Source organism: Fibrobacter intestinalis, from assembly GCF_900167415.1.
GTDB lineage: Bacteria > Fibrobacterota > Fibrobacteria > Fibrobacterales > Fibrobacteraceae > Hallerella > Hallerella intestinalis.
This window is the reverse complement of record NZ_FUWU01000001.1, coordinates 34,349-52,790: the sequence shown is the minus strand read 5'-3', so window position 1 is coordinate 52,790 and position 18,442 is coordinate 34,349. Positions and strand designations below refer to the sequence as shown.

The 18,442-nt window shown below is 46.7% G+C and carries 15 protein-coding genes, 1 tRNA gene and 1 pseudogene; 7 read left to right on the top strand and 10 right to left on the bottom strand.

Features of this window, described 5'->3' with window-relative positions; translation table 11 throughout:
• Positions 1 to 12: 12 nt before the first annotated feature.
• The 3 genes from B5D40_RS00270 to B5D40_RS00260 all read left to right on the top strand — a co-directional run bounded on the left by B5D40_RS00270 (position 13) and on the right by B5D40_RS00260 (position 1,730).
• Positions 13 to 546, top strand: coding sequence for an NUDIX hydrolase (locus B5D40_RS00270; protein WP_078775266.1), 534 nt, complete (start codon positions 13 to 15; stop codon positions 544 to 546).
• A 24-nt stretch (positions 547 to 570) separates the two neighbouring features.
• On the top strand, positions 571 to 1,491 hold the full coding sequence (locus B5D40_RS00265; RefSeq protein ID WP_078775265.1) for a LysR family transcriptional regulator: 921 nt from the start codon (positions 571 to 573) through the stop codon (positions 1,489 to 1,491).
• A gap of 165 nt (positions 1,492 to 1,656) precedes the next feature.
• Positions 1,657 to 1,730: transfer RNA gene (locus B5D40_RS00260), tRNA-Arg, on the top strand.
• A 427-nt stretch (positions 1,731 to 2,157) separates the two neighbouring features.
• On the opposite strand, the gene fusA is transcribed toward B5D40_RS00260, so the two are convergent.
• From fusA to B5D40_RS00205, 10 genes are all read right to left on the bottom strand, one after another.
• Positions 2,158 to 4,266, bottom strand: coding sequence for an elongation factor G (fusA, locus tag B5D40_RS00250; RefSeq protein ID WP_078775333.1), 2,109 nt, complete (start codon positions 4,264 to 4,266; stop codon positions 2,158 to 2,160).
• A gap of 148 nt (positions 4,267 to 4,414) precedes the next feature.
• Positions 4,415 to 4,945, bottom strand: a complete 531-nt coding sequence (locus B5D40_RS00245; protein WP_078775263.1) for a DUF697 domain-containing protein — start codon at positions 4,943 to 4,945, stop codon at positions 4,415 to 4,417.
• A 42-nt stretch (positions 4,946 to 4,987) separates the two neighbouring features.
• The gene (locus tag B5D40_RS00240) at positions 4,988 to 5,314 is read right to left on the bottom strand and encodes a hypothetical protein (RefSeq protein WP_078775262.1); all 327 of its coding nucleotides are present in this window, start codon (positions 5,312 to 5,314) and stop codon (positions 4,988 to 4,990) included.
• 2 nt (positions 5,315 to 5,316) lie between these two features.
• A complete protein-coding gene (gene map / locus B5D40_RS00235; RefSeq protein ID WP_073301843.1) occupies positions 5,317 to 6,078 on the bottom strand; it encodes a type I methionyl aminopeptidase in 762 nt (253 codons plus the stop codon).
• Entirely contained in the window at positions 6,078 to 7,511 is a 1,434-nt protein-coding gene (locus B5D40_RS00230; protein ID WP_073301844.1) for a DEAD/DEAH box helicase, read from the bottom strand. Before B5D40_RS00230 ends, map begins: the two co-directional genes overlap by 1 nt.
• Before the next feature lie 81 nt (positions 7,512 to 7,592).
• On the bottom strand, positions 7,593 to 8,048 hold the full coding sequence (locus tag B5D40_RS00225) for a hypothetical protein (protein WP_078775261.1): 456 nt from the start codon (positions 8,046 to 8,048) through the stop codon (positions 7,593 to 7,595).
• A gap of 30 nt (positions 8,049 to 8,078) precedes the next feature.
• On the bottom strand, positions 8,079 to 9,371 hold the full coding sequence (locus B5D40_RS00220) for a U32 family peptidase (RefSeq protein WP_078775260.1): 1,293 nt from the start codon (positions 9,369 to 9,371) through the stop codon (positions 8,079 to 8,081).
• Positions 9,365 to 10,873, bottom strand: a complete 1,509-nt coding sequence (locus B5D40_RS00215) for a hypothetical protein (RefSeq protein WP_233134291.1) — start codon at positions 10,871 to 10,873, stop codon at positions 9,365 to 9,367. The genes B5D40_RS00220 and B5D40_RS00215 overlap by 7 nt, the downstream gene beginning before the upstream one ends.
• 81 nt (positions 10,874 to 10,954) lie before the next feature.
• Positions 10,955 to 11,389, bottom strand: coding sequence for a D-aminoacyl-tRNA deacylase (gene dtd / locus B5D40_RS00210; RefSeq protein ID WP_073301850.1), 435 nt, complete (start codon positions 11,387 to 11,389; stop codon positions 10,955 to 10,957).
• 91 nt (positions 11,390 to 11,480) lie between these two features.
• The gene (locus B5D40_RS00205) at positions 11,481 to 12,143 is read right to left on the bottom strand and encodes a DNA alkylation repair protein (RefSeq protein WP_073301852.1); all 663 of its coding nucleotides are present in this window, start codon (positions 12,141 to 12,143) and stop codon (positions 11,481 to 11,483) included.
• A 116-nt stretch (positions 12,144 to 12,259) separates the two neighbouring features.
• On the opposite strand from B5D40_RS00205, the gene B5D40_RS00200 reads away from it, so the two are divergent.
• From B5D40_RS00200 to secD, 4 genes and pseudogenes are all read left to right on the top strand, one after another.
• Complete coding sequence (locus B5D40_RS00200) at positions 12,260 to 13,075, top strand: hypothetical protein (protein ID WP_078775259.1); 816 nt, start codon at positions 12,260 to 12,262, stop codon at positions 13,073 to 13,075.
• A 94-nt stretch (positions 13,076 to 13,169) separates the two neighbouring features.
• On the top strand, positions 13,170 to 15,140 hold the full coding sequence (locus tag B5D40_RS00195; protein ID WP_078775258.1) for a 4-alpha-glucanotransferase: 1,971 nt from the start codon (positions 13,170 to 13,172) through the stop codon (positions 15,138 to 15,140).
• A 195-nt stretch (positions 15,141 to 15,335) separates the two neighbouring features.
• Complete coding sequence (locus B5D40_RS00190; protein WP_078775257.1) at positions 15,336 to 16,775, top strand: glycoside hydrolase family 13 protein; 1,440 nt, start codon at positions 15,336 to 15,338, stop codon at positions 16,773 to 16,775.
• A 59-nt stretch (positions 16,776 to 16,834) separates the two neighbouring features.
• Positions 16,835 to 18,439: pseudogene (secD, locus tag B5D40_RS16395) on the top strand (protein translocase subunit SecD); the annotation flags it as partial.
• Between the last annotated feature and the right edge of the window lie 3 nt (positions 18,440 to 18,442).

The following is an 18,442-nucleotide window of genomic DNA, read 5'->3' as shown; positions in this document are numbered from 1 at the left end:
CAGAGAGTGAAAATGGAAGAACAAATTGACATTTTGGATAGCAACGGAAAAAAAACAGGAATGATTTGCGGACGAAGCGAGGTTCATCGAAGAGGACTTTGGCATAGAACTGTACACATCTGGCTTTTTGATGAATGCGGGCGCATTCTTTTTCAACTCCGAGCGCATGACAAGCTTAATAATCCCAATTTATATGATACTAGCTGCGCTGGGCATATATCTGCGGGCGACTCCAGTCTAGATTCCGCTATTCGAGAAATTCGCGAAGAACTTGGCATTTCCAAGAATCCTGCGGATCTTATCTACCTTTTTGAATCAAAACACGAAAGCGTGCTGAACGGCGGTACATATCTAGACAATGAATTCTACGACGTTTATCGTGGAAACATTTCCGAAGAAGAAAAAAAACAACTGGTTCCACAACCCCACGAAGTCGATGGATTTTATTTTTTCTCTCCTCAAGAATTGGAAAGGGAGCTGCGTACAAATCCTCAAAGATTTGTCAGTCATCCTAAAGATTTTTCTTATTTATTGCGAACAAAGTAATTTTTACACGACGGGTTTACAATTATGACCTTGCAACAATTACGTTACGCCATTGGTATTGCCGAAAATTCGTCCTTTAACAAAGCCGCCAAAAATCTTTATGTTTCGCAGCCCTCTTTAACTGCGTCCATTCATGATTTAGAAGCCGAAATTGGCATCACTATATTCAATCGGACAAATCGCGGAGTTTCCCTTACCAGCGAAGGGGAATCTTTTATCGCTTACGCCAAAGATTTTTATCGCCATTATGAAGCCCTTTTGGGACTCTATGGGAAAAATGGGAAACGGCGAAAACATTTTTCCGTTTCTACACAGCATTACTCCTTTGCTGTAAAGAGTTTTGTCGAAATGGCCAAAAAAATTAATGCAGAAGAATATGATTTGGGAATCAGCGAAACCCAAACTCGCGAGGTTGTCTCTGACGTTAGCAATTTAAAAAGCGAAATAGGCATTTTGTTCATCAGCGATTTTAATCGCAAAATCATCGGCGAATTGATTGAAGCCAAAGATTGCGAATTTCATGAACTGATTCGCTGCAAAGCATTTGTATATATGTGGAAAAAACATCCTTTAGCCGAAAAGAAATTCATCACTTTTAAAGAACTCGCGCCTTATCCATGCCTTTCTTTTTACCAAGGAGATGACAGTGCGGAATATTACGCCGAAGAGATTTTAAGTACAAAAGAATACTCCCAAACCATCAAAGCGAACGACCGAGCGACAATGCTGAATTTAATGGTTGGCTTGAATGGTTACACGCTTTGCTCGGGAATTATCTGCGAAGAATTAAACGGCAATGATTATGTGGCGATTCCCTTTCGCGATCCGACGGCCAATAAGGAAGTGATGGAAATCGGCTACATTACCAAAAAGAACATGTTGTTAAGTTCTCTTGGTGAAGCCTATATCGGGGAATTAAAAAGCTATTTGGGCGTAAAATCATAGTGGCGTCCATACTGACATCCAGAATAAAGTTGATAAAAAATTAAATCCTTGTTATATTTGTATCCGCTTATTTTGCTTCATTGTAATTCGCAAGTCTAATTGCAATGTCAATCATGATAAGCATCAACCAAGCTTGATGATGCAAAAAACATCAACGAGCCATTGGCTCGAGTAGCACAGTTGGATAGTGCATCTGCCTTCTAAGCAGAGGGTCGTGGGTTCGAATCCCGCCTCGAGTATGAAAACTGATCATCGATAAGTGGTCAGTTTTTTTATAGGATGGGTTTCGTAAAGTTTGCGATGGAACTTTCAAAACGCCAAACGCTTCACATCTTTCCTTTGATTTCTATAAACTCTTGGACGTTTATATGCGTTGTCGGAATGTTCCATGTTGGTAGAATGTTCGATGTCTTTTCGATTGCTTTTAAAGAAATCTTGCATTACTTTTATGAATGTGGGGTGCGCCCCAGTCGCCTTGGTTTAGCGAAGGGATGCTGGAGCAAACCGCAGGGTAAGGCAACCGGAGCGCAACCCCATATTGATTTTCATTGATCATCCTCCTTTGGGCGCAGGCAGGGCTAAGCTCTGCGCCTATTTTCTTTTTAAAATTCTTTAAACGCAAAAAAGCGAACTCTTTCGAGTTCGCTTTTTCTCTTTTACGAGAAATTAACGTTGGGCGTTCTTCGCTTTATCGCCGAACTTCTTAATCAGCTCGTCCTGGATGTTGCGAGGAACAGGAGCGTATTTCTTGAATTCCATCGTGAATTCCGCTTTGCCCTGAGTCATGGAACGAAGGTCCGTCATGTAACCGAACATTTCGGAAAGCGGAACTTCCGCTTCGATGATCGTGTCATCACGTTCTTCCGTCGTGCCCATGATGTTGCCACGACGCTGAGAAATGTTTCCGACAACACTGCCTTGGAATTCGGTCGGCGTTGTGATTTCCACTTTCATGATCGGTTCAAGAATTTGCGCTCCGGCCTTTTCAAAAGCCTGACGGAAAGCCATACGTGCGCAAATCTGGAACGCCATATCCGAAGAGTCCACTTCGTGATAAGCACCATCTTGAAGATCCATTTCAATGCCGACTACCGGGAAGCCGATGAGAGAACCCGCTTCCATGCAGCTCTGGAAACCCTTGTCGCAAGACGGGATGAATTCTTTCGGAATGCGACCGCCCACGACGCTGTTGATAAAGTTATAGGTCTTTTCAGCATCGCCTTCGACTTGCATCGGGCGCATTTCACCGACAACTTTAGCGAACTGACCCGAACCACCGGTCTGCTTCTTGTGAGTGTAATCGAACTTGGCCGGGCGTGTAATGGTTTCGCGGTAGGCAACTTGCGGTTTACCTCTTTCAACGGCAACCTTGTATTCGCGCTTCATACGTTCGATATAGACGTCGAGGTGAAGTTCGCCCATACCCTTAATGATGGTCTGTCCACTTTCCTTATCGACATAGACTTGGAAAGTCGGGTCTTCCTTGGTGAAACGGTTAAGAGCTTTGGACATCGCTTCAAGATCGTCGCGGTTCTGTGCTTCAATTGCCAGTTCGATAACCGGATTTGGCACGTGCATCGAAGTCATGTTGTAATGCAATGTGCCATCGGTAAAGGTCGTGCCCGAAGCGCAATCGATACCGAAAAGTGCTACGATGTCGCCCGAACCGGCGTATTCAATATCGATCGGCTGGTTGGAGTGCATACGGCGGAGACGTCCCACAGAGACCTTCTTGCCGGTTGCCATGTTGTAAATGGAGTCGCCCTTGTGAATCGCACCCTGATAGATTCGGATGTACGTAAGCTGACCGTATTGTCCGTTTTCAAGTTTGAATGCGTAGCAGACGAGCGGCTTCGAATCGTCAGACTGGAGAACGACTTCCTTTTCTTCGTGATCCACATCGAGAGCGATGTTTTCCACTTCGGTCGGGTCTGGGAGGAATGCGGACACGCCATCCAGAAGAGGCTGAATGCCGACGTTCTTGTGAGCGGATCCCATAAAGACCGGAGTCATCTTGAGTTCAATCGTCGCCTTACGGATCGTCGCTTTGAGAAGTTCTTCCGGAATGTCGTTGTAGTTGCCTTCCATGGCCTTTTCCATGACTTCATCGTTGAAGTCTGCACAGCAGTCAACGAGCTTTTCACGGTATTCCTGAGCCTGAGCTTGCAAATCTTCCGGGATTTCCTTTTCAATCAGATCTTCGCCATTCGGACCTTCGAAATAGAGGGCCTTCATCTTGATCAAATCGACAACGCCGCGGAGCTTGTCTTCCAATCCGATAGGAATCTGCATAACGCAAGGATTGTGGTTGAGCTTTTCCTTGAGCATGACGGCAACACGGAGAGGGTTTGCCCCGGAACGGTCGCATTTGTTCACAAAAGCAACTCGCGGGACATGGTAGCGCTTCATCTGGCGGTCAACGGTGATTGACTGGGATTGCACACCTTCAACGCCTGTTAAAACGAGAATAGCACCGTCGAGGACTCGAAGAGCGCGTTCAACTTCAATGGTAAAGTCCACGTGCCCCGGTGTATCGATGATGTTGATGGTGGTATCTTTCCAGTTCACAAAAGTCGCTGCAGACTGAATCGTGATGCCACGTTCCTTTTCCAATTCCATGGAGTCCATGGTTGCACCCACGCCGTCTTTTCCGCGAACTTCGTGGATGGCATGAATCTTTTTCGTGAAAAACAGAATACGTTCTGTGAGGGTGGTCTTGCCCGAGTCGATGTGGGCAGAGATACCAATGTTACGATGTTTGTGAATTTCGTTCATATTCTTTCCGTGGAAATGATTGATAAGTTGGCGCCAAAATAGCAAAAAATGAACCGGCACTCAAGGGTTGATTTAAAAGAGGGGCGGTTTTCGCTTTATTTTGGAACGGCTTTTAGAAAATCGGAAATTTTAAAATGCTCTTTGGTTCTTAAGATTTCTTGGAAATTTCGGCTTCTGGAAGAGGTTCGTCGATGCTTGAAATAGATTCCGATGCTTCGAAATACGCTTTGGCAATTCTGGCAACGGCATAAGTATCGTAGGCTGCATAGGCTCCTCCGCCGATGGCTCCGAGAACAGGGACGGCTTTGGACAGCACTTTCAAACGGCTTTTTTTGATTAAAAGATGCGTTCCCGCGCGGACGGCGATATCCCGAAAAATTTGCGATCCAGATTGTTTGCACAGGCACCAGAGTAAAGATTGCTGGGTCAAATAACCGAGTTTTCCATAAACAGCCGCAATATCGGCGACGAGTTGCGCCTGTATTTTCCAAATGGTCGCAAGATCGGGAAGCGATGCGAAAAGCCCGATAATCCCACCCGGTGCGGAAAGAGACGCACTGACCGCGGCGGATTTCAACGCAGCGGCCTGAGTCAGTTTTTTAATCGCCTCTTCGGGATTTTTTGAAGGGGTCAATTTTGATGAAGGAAGTTCCAACAGGAATTTCTGGATGCTATACATAGTTTTAATGTAGTTTTTTAGCCAGTAAAATCGATTCTGCTCTTACAAAATAACGGGAAGAATTTTGGCGACGATTCCTTTTGTAGGAAAGCGCAGAATTCCGCCTTTGGATTCAAAGAAGATTTTCAGAATTTCTTCAATCCACATTTTTTCGCAAGTCGGTTCAAAGACGCAAAAATCCGCGCCAGAATCCGTTTTTTCGATTTTATATTTTGCTGAAAACCGAATAGGAGCCGGTTCCCCCACCAAGCCGATTTCCAAATTACATTTCTGTTCGGCTGTATTCAACACAAAGGAATGAATGGTTCCTAGACGTTGAACGAGCGGATGCGACTGGATTGCTTTTTTTATCAGGGGATCGGCAAACATGATTATCTCGGAAGGGTCAGAATGTCGATGCCGTTGGGAGTCAGGGCAAGGGTGTGCTCCCATTGCGCCGAAAGACTTCCATCGACGGTCACCGCGGTCCATCCGTCTTTGAGGGTTTTGGTTTCGGGCTTGCCCGCGTTGATCATCGGCTCGATTGTAAAGACGTTTCCGATTTCAATCATCGGTGTTCGGAAGGAATTGGCAAAATGCAAAATGGTGGGCTCTTCATGGAAGCCGCGGCCGATGCCGTGTCCGCAATAATCTTCTACGACGCTAAATCCATGCTCGTCGGCGATAGGCTGAATGGCGCAACCGATGTCCGAAAAACGAGCTTTTGGCATTTCCGCCGCCTGAATTCCCTCTTCCAGACAAAGTTTGGCGACATCTACAAGTTCCTTCGCCAACGGACTGACGTTTCCGACGCAGAACATGGCTGAACAATCTCCGTGGTAGCCGGAAAGAATCGTCGTGATGTCGATGTTCAAAATGTCGCCATCCTTGAGAACGGTTTCCTTTTTGGGAATGCCGTGACAAATGACGTTGTTCAAACTAATGCAGGCGTAGCGCGGATATCCATTGTAGCCGAGGCAAGCAGAAATGCCGCCGTGTTTTTTGGTGAAGTCGCCGATAAATTCGTCGATTTCCAGAGTATTCACTCCGGGTTTGCACATTTCACCTGCCCGAACCAAAGTTTCTGCAGCGAGCGCGCCCGCGGAACGGATGAGCTCTATTTCTTTTTTTGTTTTGATTTTAATTTTGGACATTATCCATTCCCTTGTTTTCGCCTGTTGTCGTATTCTTTCCAGTAGAATTTATCCAAAAGATAGGCGAGGACTTCTTTGTCTTCGGAATTGCTAACCAGCTCGTCCACGAGGGGCAAGAAGCGGCGCAAACGTTCTTTTTTCATTTGTCCGAGAATCCGTTTTTCGCGGTCCAATTCTGCAACGGCTCTCTGACGAATGCGATTGGCCAACTCTTCTTCGCTGATGGCGGGCATTTTAATGAACTGGATGCCAAAATCGACTGCGGTTTTTTGCAGTTCGATTTCTTCTACCGGCGTAATGAGGGAAATGGCAACTCCACTTCTGCCCGCTCTAGCGGTGCGCCCGCTTCGATGGACGTAAATTTCATGATCGTCCGGATGGTCGTAAATGATGACGTGAGTCACGTGGGTGACGTCGATTCCTCGGGCGGCAACATCCGTGCAGATGAGAATGTTCAAGCGTTTATAACGGAAAGCTTCGAGAGTTTCTTCTCGCAGCTTTTGGGAAATATCCCCCGAAAGAGCGCCGACGCGGAAACCGTAATTGGAAAGCACCTGTTCCAAGTAACTGACGTCCCGTTTCATATTGCAGAAGATCATGCAGCTGTCCGGATTTTCCCATTCCAAAATTTTTATCGTCAATTTGTCTTTGTCCATCACGTCGCACATATAGTAGCGATGTTCCAAATTGTTGGCGATGACTTTGTCATAACTGAGCGAAAGGAATCCGGCATTTTTGCGCTGAAATTCCCGAGCAAGGCTTTTTACCGTTTGCGGGATGGTTGCGCTGAACATGGTGCAGGCGATGTCTTTGGGTAGGTAACGGCGAATGCGTTGCATATCGGGATAAAATCCCATTGAAAGCATTTCGTCGGCTTCGTCCATGATCAAATCGCGAACAGAAAGAAAATCGACGTGACCGCGCTGCGCATGATCCAGTAGCCGTCCCGGCGTCGCCACAATGATATGCACACCTTCTCGGAGGGCGCGAAGTTGAGTTTCGTAACCGACGCCTCCAAAAATCGCCACGGATTTGATTCCCGTTCCTTGAGAGAGGCTTTCGATTTCGGATTCCACCTGTTGAGCCAATTCCCGGGTCGGCACCAAAATGAGCGCTTGGGGAAATTTGTGTTCGCGGACAATCACCTGCAAAAGCGGTAAAACAAATGCTCCGGTTTTTCCTGATCCTGTTTTGGATTGCACTAGCATGTCGCGCGCATTGAGCATATAAGGAATTGTCTTGCGCTGCACGGGCATCAAATCGGTCCAACCGTGTTTTTCAAGAGTTGCCTTGAGATCGGCTGGCAAATCGGTGAAATTATAATCGGGGAGTTTGTTTTCGGGCTCTACAATGTGAAGAGGAGTCAAAAAAGGATTGGCCGGTTTAGAAGACGGTTCTGAAATTTCTGTATTTTTTTTTAGTTCTTCATTCATACAGCATAAAGTTAGAAATAGGCAAAACGATAAACATGAACGATGGAAAAAAAGAACGGATTTCTCCGTCAAAAAAGAAAATCAGTTTGTATTCGCTTCGTATTCCCGCAGAGCTTTTTCAATGGGCGGAATTACCTGGTCGGCGATTTTTTCAAAGAATAGGCATTGATTTTTAATCGCAACATCTCGATGACGGGCGGCGTGCTGCTTAATCCATTCCGATACAGCGGTCTGCCTTTCTTTAGAAGAATTGGCAATCACTTTTTTGATGGACTGGCTTTGCTCTTCCATATAACGGTGCATATCGATAGGCATCTGCTTGTAATAGAGGTAAAGTTTTAAAAGCTGGTGCATATCTAGAGCTTCGGCAAATTGCTTGAGTTTTTCCTTTTTAAACTGGTAAAAATCGGCAATGTTGTTCAAAATATACGGAAGGAACAATTGTTTTAAATAATCCAACTTGCCTTCGGAGTACGCCTTGTCGAAGTCGCGAAAAATTTTACTCTGCTTTAATTCGTAATCGCCGAATACTTCCATAATCTTAATTTAACTTCTCCAAAACGAAAGTCAGCCTTTTTTCAAAACCAAAAAAGCAAAGTTTTCAGATTTTGTGTGTTTTGTCACGTCAGAACGGAGCGTGACCCAGCCATCCGTACCGGGATGTAACGTATGGACAGAAACCCCTTTTGCGTCTTTCAGCTCTTGCACTGTCACTGCTTCATGGATTTCGGGATCTAGCCAAAATAGTCGCGCGTCCAATTCCATTTTATTTTTGACATGAATAAAAATGGATCCGTCTTTTTCTACATGATCTATCTGGGCGGCAACCGCGCCTGTTTGTGAAGGTTCCTGAGTCGATTCATAATTTTGGGGAAGCGGACCTTTGAAAAATCCAGGCATCCGTCCTCGGCTATCCGTGTCCGAAACCAAATCCTTTGAAATTTGCGGGATTTCTTTTCCCGATAAAGCCGCGTCGATGGCTTTGCGATAAGCGAGAACAACGGAAGAAAGGTAATAAACGCTCCGTGTGCGTCCTTCGATTTTAAAACTAGCGATGCGATTTTGCACCAAATTCGGAATCACGTCCAGTGCGCATAAATCCCGGCTACTCATAAAATAAGTGCCCCAGCGATCTTCGTCGAGCCCGATCAGCTCCGAATTTCCTTCGGTATTGGTTCGTTCCAAAAAGAATGATCCTTCGTGTTCCCGATAATCGTCAGATTGGACTTCGGCATTTGCATAAAGGCGATACGGCATTCGGCAAGAGTTGTTGCACATTCCCTGATTCGCGTCCCGCCGAGTTGTCCAATTGCTGAGCATGCAGCGCCCGGACATCGCCATGCACACATTGCCGTGCACAAAGACTTCCAATTCCAGTTCGGGGCATTTCTCTTGGATTTCAAGGACTTCGGAAAGTTTCAGTTCCCGAGAAAGGATGACACGGCTGACGCCGATGGACTGCCAAAATTGTGCCGTCAGATAATTGGTCGTATTCGCCTGAACGGAAAGGTGAATGGGAATTTCGGGTGCTTCTTTTCGCATGAATGCGATAATGCCAGGGTCGGCGACAATCAGAGCGTCGGGCTTTAATTTGACGGCATCCAACAGGGATTTTTCAAAAGGCGCAACTTTGGCGTTTCGTGCGATGACGTTGCTTGTCAAGTAGAATTTTTTTCCTTTGGCGTGAGCAAGGGCGATTCCTTTTTCAAGATCTTCCAAAGAGCGAAATCCGTTTTCCCTGGCGCGCAAGGAAAAAGCGGGCTGTCCAGCGTAAACGGCATCGGCTCCATACGCCAGCGCGTATTCCAGACGTTTCAAGTCGCCTGCGGGGGCTAGCAATTCGGGAATATAATTTACCATTTAACGCCTAGCCTTGTATAAATTTTTTCATCGTTGAAAAGAGTGAATTCCAGCTGGTAAAAAACAAAATCTCCATCATAACTTATAGCCGGCGAAAGCGAGTATTTCATTTTTGCCCCGTCGAGGAATTTTTTAGGCAATTTGAAATGATTGGATGTCGGCGTTGTGTCGTTAATGGCACTGCCATAGTCCGTGCCTTTCCAAAGCCAAGTGTTTCGCAAGTTCACGTTTATTCGACGAGCAAATCTTCCATAAACGGCAAAGTCTATCGTCTGGCTGTTGGGTCCGTTTGGCGCACCCAAAGGTACTCCTAAATGCGCCGCCTGAGCGGTGTTCGGGTGAAAATGGCTATAGACGTAAGGCTCGACTCGGGCGTATTCCGCGATGGCTCCGGCTTCCAGCTTATGGCCTTTCACGGAAAAATCCTTGCCGATTTGAGCGCCTGCCATCCACGCCCACTTGGCTTCAATGTTATCGTTTTTTATCAAACTGATGGGGCTTTCAAAATCGTCGATGTAAAATTCGGTGTAAATGCGCGCCAGGTTGAAAAGACGATAGTTTGCGTCGAAAGCTAAGGCTCCGTTGTTATTGTCTTCCGAAAAATTTCCCTTTTCCATAAAGAGAGGAACAATCGGGACAAAAAGCCAAACCTTATTTTCGTTGTAAAGAATTTGCGTTTCACTCATGCCGAGAATCAAGTTTCCTAAATTCAATTCGTAGCGGTGAGCGTAGAGGTTACGGTCGTTCGTATTTTTCCGATTCATGCTGTTCGCGTAAATGCGCAAATCGCCATATAGACTTATAACCGAAAGCGGCCCCACGTGAAATTCAAAGGAAAGCGTGTTGTAAGGAAGCGCATATTGATTCAAAGTCAAATTATTGTAATAGCCCGGACCAAAATGAAAAACATCCCGAGCGAGCATCAACCTTCCAAAGCCCATATTGATGGCGAACATTCCGCGGTATCGGGCATAGCTTGCGTATTCGACGCCGCTGTTGTTTTCTTCTTTTTGAAACTCCACAAATTCCCGGTCAAAGGATTTGGGGTAGCTGGCACTGTGGTTTTCCACATAGATGCGGGCATCGAGCATGAATTCCACCGAATCCCTGTAGCCCCGCAGATAAAGTCCACCATCGAGTCCCGGCCAAATGGTGTCGCCTAAAGTTTCTCCGCCGCGGTAATCGATTCCCCCGACAAGGCTTGCTGCAATCGCCTGTTTTGCGTCCCGATACTGAAGTAAAGCCCGTTTTTCGTTTTCGGCAAAATTTTCACGCCAACTGGAATCCCGACGAGGAAAGTAGAACATCTGCTGTGTTCCTGTCGTCATGCGATGGTATTCAAATAAAAGAGGAGTTGTTTCAAGTTGCTTCAGATTGCGCATCCGTTCGCTGGAATAAATAGGGGATGCGGCAAACGACGAAGAGAATGCAATCCCTGAAAAGAAAAGGAATACATTCAGGAAATGCAACGACCGTATCGGAAAATTTGCAGCAAATGGCATACGGGTAAAGTTAGAAAAAACTGGTTGAATTTTTTTGATAACGCGCAAAACCGAGCAAGGCTTGGAAAGAAAAAAGGAAAATTACTCCAGCAAAAGAGTAAAAGGACCATCATTCAGCAGGGAAACCGCCATATCGGCCCCGAAGCGTCCCGTTTCGACAGGGACATTTTCTTTTTTGCACAATTCGATGGTGTATTCGTAGAGAGATTTCGCTAGTTCCGCGTTGCCGGCGTTATTAAATGTGGGACGATTGCCTTTATGGCAATCCGCATAAAGGGTGAATTGAGAAACGAGAAGCAGACTTCCGCCGACATCCCGTAGCGAAAGATTCGTTTTGCCGTCGGCATCTGCAAAAATTCGCAGGGAGAGCGTCTTTTTCACCAAGCGTTCTGCCGTTTCCCGCGAGTCGTCCTTGCCGATTCCTATCAGCACCAGAAGACCTTGCCCGATTTTTCCTACCGTTTCTTTAGCGATATCCACTTGGGCTTGCTTTACCCGCTGAATCAGAAATTTCATGTTTTCGTCCGAGTTTAGATTTCTAGCGACATTTTAAAAATAAAGCAGCGCACTTTGGGGGCCGCTGCTTCAAAGAACGACAAAGAAAGATTTAGATATTCCGAAGAATCTCCTGCGAAGTTTGCGCGGGCAAATCCGTGTCCATCACAAAGTGGCGGACTTCATTCGGGTTGATTTTCGCGTATTCCGAAAGCGCTTGCCCGATTCCGGTCCGGATGTAATAATTCTCGTCTTTGGCGCAATACAGACAGCAGGACTTGAGCAAATCCCAATTTGTATGATTCTTGTATTGAAACTGAAAAAGAATCACGCTGCGGCGAACCCAAATGTTTGGATCATGAATCCAAGTGGCGATTTTCTGGCGAATCGGCGGGATTCTCCAAGCCAGACTTCCGAGAATACTCGTGGAAATCGTATCGACGGTGTCTTTCCAGGGGCGGGTTTTAATCAGCATTTTCAAAAAATTCAAGTGCTGTCCACCCAGCAGGTTCTTATGCCTAAAAAGATAGTCACAGGCTGCATATTGCACTTCGCGATAAGGTTGCGCCCACATATCCGTAATTTTTGCAGCCAATTCGTCACCGTTTTGAGGCGGATTCTTGTCAAAAATGGGATAGGTTGCTTCCCGACGTTTATAAACATTTACTCCGAGAAAATCGAACGAGTCCCTCATGCTTTTTGACATCGCATGAGCTTCTTCTTCATTCGCTCTCGCCCGGAGCGCCAAAATAATATCTTGTGTAAATCGAAGCATTTGCCTAAAAAATACAACACTCTTTCCAGAATTTCTAGGTCTTGACAAATAGATTTTTTTAAATTAAATAAGGGTAAAATGTTCTGCCTTTTGCTTTTATAGCGTTTTTATTCAAAATGACACAACAAACAAACATTGAAAATCTCCCGATTATAGAGGTTCCTCCTGAATTACGCGGTCTTTCTAATGAAGAAATTTTAGCGTTGCACCCCGTTGACGAGAAAAAAAGCGACCGTTTTCGCCCTTCTAAAAAGGAACGCGAAGCTCGGAAAATCGCCAAAGAACAGGAACGCATTCGCCAAATTGCGGCCCAATATAAAAACAGGGACGAAATCTCGCATTATTCAAGGCCTATGCCCAAGATGTCGGATTTTGAAGGAAACCGACAAACTCGATATACAGAACGTCCGCTGCCTTCTCACAAAAAAACGCTTTTTGTTCCGGGGCAGATGAAAAAACTCTCGACGCCAGAACCTGTTCTGGCTCCTAAGCCTTCCGTTGCGCCGCTTCCAGCGCAACCTAGTTCGGGACGGGTTCTTGTGGGTTCCTTTGGCGGTGCAAAATTTGGTGCCGCTAAAACGGAAATCATTTCAACGGAAGAACTTGCCAAAAAGCGTGCCGAAGAAGAAGCGAAGCGTCAGCGGGAAATCGTCCGAAAGCATTTGGCGGAAGCCGCTCTTGCAGCACAGAAAGCCGCTCTTGCCGCTGTCGCCGCTGGAGCGCAAGCCGAAAATGGAGAGCCTAAAACCGCACCGGATTTGGCCGCCCTTTTTAAGCCGGGTTCCGCTCTGGCTGTAGCAGGTGCCGCAGCTGCAGCGGCGGGAGTCTCCCTCCCTCCCATGCAAATCGGTCCTGATGGGAAACCGGTTCTTGCTAAACGGAAGCGAGGACGCCCTCGTAAATACCCTCGTCCCGAAGATTTGATTGTTTAAATATTTTGAAACAACTGTTCGGAAAAGCACTGCACGGAAATGGCGTAACATTTAAATGCGGCACGAATTTTACTTTTTAATATATCTTTGAATTATGCGATACGGTGAATTTTCTTGTTTTCAAAGCGGCGTGGCCGTTCCTGTATTTTCCCTGAAGACTCAAGACTGTGTAGGCATCGGCGAATTTTTGGATTTAGTTCCGTTTGGAACCTGGGCAAAAACTTGCGGATTGAACGTCATCCAAATTTTACCTGTAAACGATACCGGCTACGAATCTTCTCCTTATAGCGCAAGAAGTGCCTTTGCTCTCAATCCGGTTTTTATCCGTTTGCAAATTGTTCACGGAGCCGACGCATTCAAGAAGGACATTCAAACTTTGCAAAAGCGATTCGCCGCCGAAACAAAGGTGCATTATGCGGAAATCGCCCGAGCGAAACGGCAAATTCTGCGAAAAATTTTTGATGCCAATTATGCGATGTTCGACAAGAACGTCGCCCTTGCTAAATGGATTGAAGCCAACTCGTGGATAAAACCATACGCCGTCTATGCGATGCTCAAAGAGAAAAACGGAGAATCGAGTTGGCGTTCTTGGAAAGAAGACCAAGACCCGACTGCTTTGCGGGTCAATTCGCTATATCGCAAGCACCGCAAGGATGTTTTGTTCCAATGCTGGATGCAATTTGAAGCGGAAGCGCAATTCAAAGTCGCTTCCAATAAATTGACGGAAATGGGAGTCCGTCTAAAAGGCGATATCCCTATCCTTATCAACGAAGATAGTGCGGACGTCTGGTTTAACCGCCGGTATTTTTCTTTGGACGACCGCGCCGGTGCTCCGCCAGATATGTTCAGCTACAGCGGCCAAAACTGGGGATTTCCAACGTATCGTTGGGACGTTATAGAACAGGAAAATTTTACATGGTGGCGTGAACGTCTGGCGCAAGCGAGCAAATTTTATCACGCATATCGTATCGATCACGTTTTGGGATTTTTTCGAATTTGGGCGATTCCGCAGAACGAACGCACCGGAATTCTCGGGCATTTTTCGCCCGCAGTACCGGTTACGCAGACCGAATTGTCGGCGGCGGGATTCAAAAAAGAGACCGTCGAATATCTACAGCGTCCCAATTATTCCAAAGAGCAGCTTCGGGAATTTCTTGGTGAAGCGACCGAAAGTTGCCTTGAAAAATATTTTGAATTCTTGCCATTTACCAGCGACCGCTATGTTTTCAAAAAGGAATTTGACTGCGAAAGCGCCATTATTGATTCCGCAGAAGAGCAATCCGTAAAAGACGCCTTGTTGAAAGTCCAGTGGAACCGCATTTTTGTTCCCGGATCACCTGCGAATACTTACTATCCTTTCTGGTATTGGTACAATGCTCCGGTTCTGAAAACCCTTCCGCAAAATGAGCAAGAAATACTGGGACGTTTGCTGCATGCCAATGAAGCCTCTCAAGAATCCATCTGGTATGCCAATGGGAAAAAATTGCTCACCGTGCTCGCTCAAGAAACCGACATGGTCGTCTGCGCTGAAGATTTGGGTGCTGTTCCGCATTGTGTTCCTAGCGTTTTGGGAGAACTGCAAATCAATTCGCTTCGCGTAGAACGTTGGGCAAGAAACTGGGACGCTCCGGGACAACCTTATTACGACGTTTCCGAATATCCTAGACTTTCTGTTTCTACAACGAGCGTTCATGATACTTCTACCCTTTTGGGGCTCTGGAACGAACCGGATTTTGATAAAAATTTGTTCTGGAAAAATCATTTGCATTTGGAAGGAGATGCTCCGCAAAGCCTTTCCCCGGATGTCGTCAAATTGTTAATCAGCAATATTTTCCAGTCGAACAGTTTGTTCTGCATTCTTCCGGTGCAAGATTTTCTTGCGCTCAGTTCCCGCTGGACGCCGCAAAATCCCGAAGATGAACGGGTAAATACGCCGGGAACGGTCGGACCGCAAAACTGGGCTTACAAAATGCCTTGCACGGTGGAAGAACTTTCAGACAACTCGACGTTGAAAAACGAAATTGCGAAACTCGTGAACGCGCGAGCAAACCGGTCTTTGCGCTGATGAATGTAAGCTAGGAAATCACGTTCCCATCGGAACAAACGCCATTATGATGCCCAGAGTCATTTTATGGGTTCTGGCATTGTCGGTGGTGAAACCGTTGAAATGGACGCCGAAGACAAGAAAATGAACTCATTCAAAAATGCCGAAAAGGAAAAATGAGATGTATTGTTTTGCAGCAGAAACAGGTTCTTTTTTATGAGTGCGCCTCAAGATTTTCATTGTCCCGATTGGGTTCGTTCCGCCGTATTTTATCAGATTTTCCCCGATAGATTCGCCCGATCGCCAAAGTACGAATGCGCCGGCAGTTTTCACAATTGGGGAGCCAAGCCCGAAGTGCACGGATTTTGCGGAGGAAATCTTCGCGGGATCATTGAAAAACTGGATTACATCCAAGACTTGGGAGCCAATGCGCTGTACCTATGCCCGATTTTTAAAAGCGCCGCAAATCATCGCTACCATACCGTGGACTATTTGCAAATCGATCCGGTGCTAGGAACCATTGAAGATTTTGACGAGCTTGTGCGGGAAGTGCACAAACGAGAAATGCGAATCATTTTGGACGGCGTCTTTAATCATTGTTCGCGGGGATTTTTTCCATTTGTCTCTGCGATGGAAGAAGGCGAAGCGTCGCCCTATAAAAATTGGTTCCACTTTCATTCTTTTCCGGTGAACGCCTACTCCGAAAAACCGAATTACGATTGCTGGTGGGGAATGCCTGCTTTGCCAAAGTTCAACACCGATAATCTAGAAACCCGGGAATACCTGTTACGGGTCGCGGAATTTTGGATTCGCCGAGGCATTGACGGCTGGCGTCTGGACGTGCCCAATGAAATTGATGACGACGATTTTTGGCGGGAGTTTCGGCGACGAGTCAAAAAGTGGAATCCCGAAGCGTATATCATGGGTGAAATTTGGGAAGATCCGTCGCGCTGGCTGGCTGGCGACCAATTTGACGGAGTGATGAACTATCCTGTGCGAAAACTTGCTCTGCGTTTTTTGTTCCCCGAGGGGATGTCTTCTTCAAATGCCGTTTCGACGGGCGATCCGACGGCCGTTTCGGTTTCTGGAATGGACTCTGCTGAATTTTGCAATGCCTTCCAGAATCTATTGGAGCGAAAGCTGTTCGGCGTGCAAATGAATTTGTTTGGAAGCCATGATACCGCTCGCTTGCTTACCCTTGCCGGGGGAAATTCCTGTCGGGCTGCCGTCGCTTGGGCTTTGCTTTTGACTTTGCCCGGAGCCATCTCTCTTTATTATGGCGATGAAATCGGAATGGAAGGCGGAAAAGATCCGGACAATCGCCGCTGTTTCCCTTGGCAAGAACTGCCCGACGCTAAAAATTCCGAGATTTTTCGCCTAGTGCAAACTTTTCTCGCTTTTCGGAAACGGGAATCGGCGATGTCCATGGGAACTTTTTCCATTCGCCCCGAAGGACAAGGACTGCTGATTTGCCGCCAATACAATAAAACGCTGGTGGAATTGCGCCTCGGATTTCCAGGCCCCGTTCCGTTGCCGGGAATTTCCGCACGAACAGAAGTGATTTATGAAAGCGGAAAGTCTCCGATTGCGGGCGTTGCAGGCTACTTTGTTGCCAAGGATGGCATTGTTCTCACCAAACGTCCAACCATCTTATAAAAATTTCTAAATTTAAGCCCAAATTTTAGGTTTCTCAAGCCTTTAAGGAAAATGATCAGATGAAAAAAAAATTATTTGGAATGCGCGAGTTTATCATACTCGGAGTCATCCTTCTTGCCGCATGGTCGATAATTCCCTCCATTCAAGTACACTCCAAATCGGGTGAAGCGAAGAAGGAATTTATCAAGCAAAATCCAAAAGTAGCCGCCAAGGCGATGAATTTTGGTCTAGATCTTGCCGGAGGAACTAGCATTACCCTCCAAATAGACAGCAAAGGTCTTAAAACAGAAGATATTAAAGACATCCAGCAACAATCGCTGGAAATTGTCCGTAACCGCGTGGACCAGTTTGGTCTTTCGGAACCGCAGATTTCCCCTTCGGGCAACGACCGGATTAATGTTGAACTGGCGGGCGTGGATGATTCTACGGCAAAGGCGCTTGTCGGCAGCACCGCCAAGCTGGAATTCAAAATCCTGGCGGAACAGGAAAAGTTTTCGCAAATTGTCATGCTGATTGACAATTATCTGCTGGGTCGGAGCGACGTGAAAGACAGCGTACAAGCGGATTCGGCAGCGGCTGAACCCGTCACAACGGCGAAAAAAGACACCCTTTCCGATGCGGAACTTTTCGCAGGCAACGCAAAGTCTGATGATCTTGCTAAAACGGATTTGACTGCAACAGCCGGTTCGGATTCCGTCAAATCCTCGGCAACGGGAACGGCTCTTTCCGCTCTTTACCTTTCTTTCGGCAACGGCGGGTTTGTCGCCCAGGAACAAATCGAAACGATTAAACGCATTTTGAACGATCGCACCGTCCAGAGCTTGATCCCGCACGATGTCGTTTTCGCCTGGGGTTCCGGTTTTGAAAAGTTGAAAGATTCTCCGATTAAAGCAAAACGCTTGTATTTGCTCAAGCGTCGTGCGGAAATGAGCGGTGAATACGTTTCCGATGCTCGCCCCTATCGTGTTTCTGACGGAACAAATTCGGGTGAAGTTGCCGTTAGCCTCAAGTTCTCGGGCATTGGCCCCAAGCGTTTTGGCGCAGTGACTGCGGCAAATATCGGCAAGCAAATGGCGATTGTTTTGGACGACCAAGTTATCAGTGCTCCTGTTATCCGCGACCGCATTCCGAATGGAGAAGCGCAAATCACAGGTCTTGACGATATGGCGGAAGCGAATCGCTTGGCGGTGGTACTTCGTTCCGGCGCACTGAAAGCCCCGATGAACATCATCGAAAGCCGCACGATTGGCGCCACCCTCGGAGAAGACAATATCCGCAGCGGTTTTGGCTCTGCTTTAATCGGTATTATCATTACCATTCTCTTTATGATTATGTATTACCGGTTTGGCGGTCTTGTCGCCAGCGTCGGTCTGGTCTGTAACGCTTTGATTACCGCAGCAGTCCTTTCGGCTTTCGGCGCCACTCTGACTTTGCCCGGTATTGCTGGTATGGTGCTCACTGTAGGTATGTCCATTGACGCCAACGTGATTATTTTCGAACGTATCCGGGAAGAACTTCGGGCGGGCAACAAAGCTCGAGCGGCAATTGCGAAAGGTTACGAACGCGCTTTCAGTGCCATCTTCGACTCTAACTTGACCACTTTCCTCACCGCTTTGATTCTTTACAAGATTGGAACGGGTTCGGTAAAAGGTTTCGGCCTCACTCTG

Bases quoted from the DNA above. Each gene is read 5' to 3' on its own strand.
- B5D40_RS00270 (WP_078775266.1), top strand. From the start codon at position 13: ATGGAAGAACAAATTGACATTTTGGATAGCAACGGAAAAAAAACAGGA.
- B5D40_RS00265 (WP_078775265.1), top strand. From the start codon at position 571: ATGACCTTGCAACAATTACGTTACGCCATTGGTATTGCCGAAAATTCG.
- fusA (WP_078775333.1), bottom strand. From the start codon at position 4,266: ATGAACGAAATTCACAAACATCGTAACATTGGTATCTCTGCCCACATC.
- B5D40_RS00245 (WP_078775263.1), bottom strand. From the start codon at position 4,945: ATGTATAGCATCCAGAAATTCCTGTTGGAACTTCCTTCATCAAAATTG.
- B5D40_RS00240 (WP_078775262.1), bottom strand. From the start codon at position 5,314: ATGTTTGCCGATCCCCTGATAAAAAAAGCAATCCAGTCGCATCCGCTC.
- map (WP_073301843.1), bottom strand. From the start codon at position 6,078: ATGTCCAAAATTAAAATCAAAACAAAAAAAGAAATAGAGCTCATCCGT.
- B5D40_RS00230 (WP_073301844.1), bottom strand. From the start codon at position 7,511: ATGAATGAAGAACTAAAAAAAAATACAGAAATTTCAGAACCGTCTTCT.
- B5D40_RS00225 (WP_078775261.1), bottom strand. From the start codon at position 8,048: ATGGAAGTATTCGGCGATTACGAATTAAAGCAGAGTAAAATTTTTCGC.
- B5D40_RS00220 (WP_078775260.1), bottom strand. From the start codon at position 9,371: ATGGTAAATTATATTCCCGAATTGCTAGCCCCCGCAGGCGACTTGAAA.
- B5D40_RS00215 (WP_233134291.1), bottom strand. From the start codon at position 10,873: ATGCCATTTGCTGCAAATTTTCCGATACGGTCGTTGCATTTCCTGAAT.
- dtd (WP_073301850.1), bottom strand. From the start codon at position 11,389: ATGAAATTTCTGATTCAGCGGGTAAAGCAAGCCCAAGTGGATATCGCT.
- B5D40_RS00205 (WP_073301852.1), bottom strand. From the start codon at position 12,143: ATGCTTCGATTTACACAAGATATTATTTTGGCGCTCCGGGCGAGAGCG.
- B5D40_RS00200 (WP_078775259.1), top strand. From the start codon at position 12,260: ATGACACAACAAACAAACATTGAAAATCTCCCGATTATAGAGGTTCCT.
- B5D40_RS00195 (WP_078775258.1), top strand. From the start codon at position 13,170: ATGCGATACGGTGAATTTTCTTGTTTTCAAAGCGGCGTGGCCGTTCCT.
- B5D40_RS00190 (WP_078775257.1), top strand. From the start codon at position 15,336: ATGAGTGCGCCTCAAGATTTTCATTGTCCCGATTGGGTTCGTTCCGCC.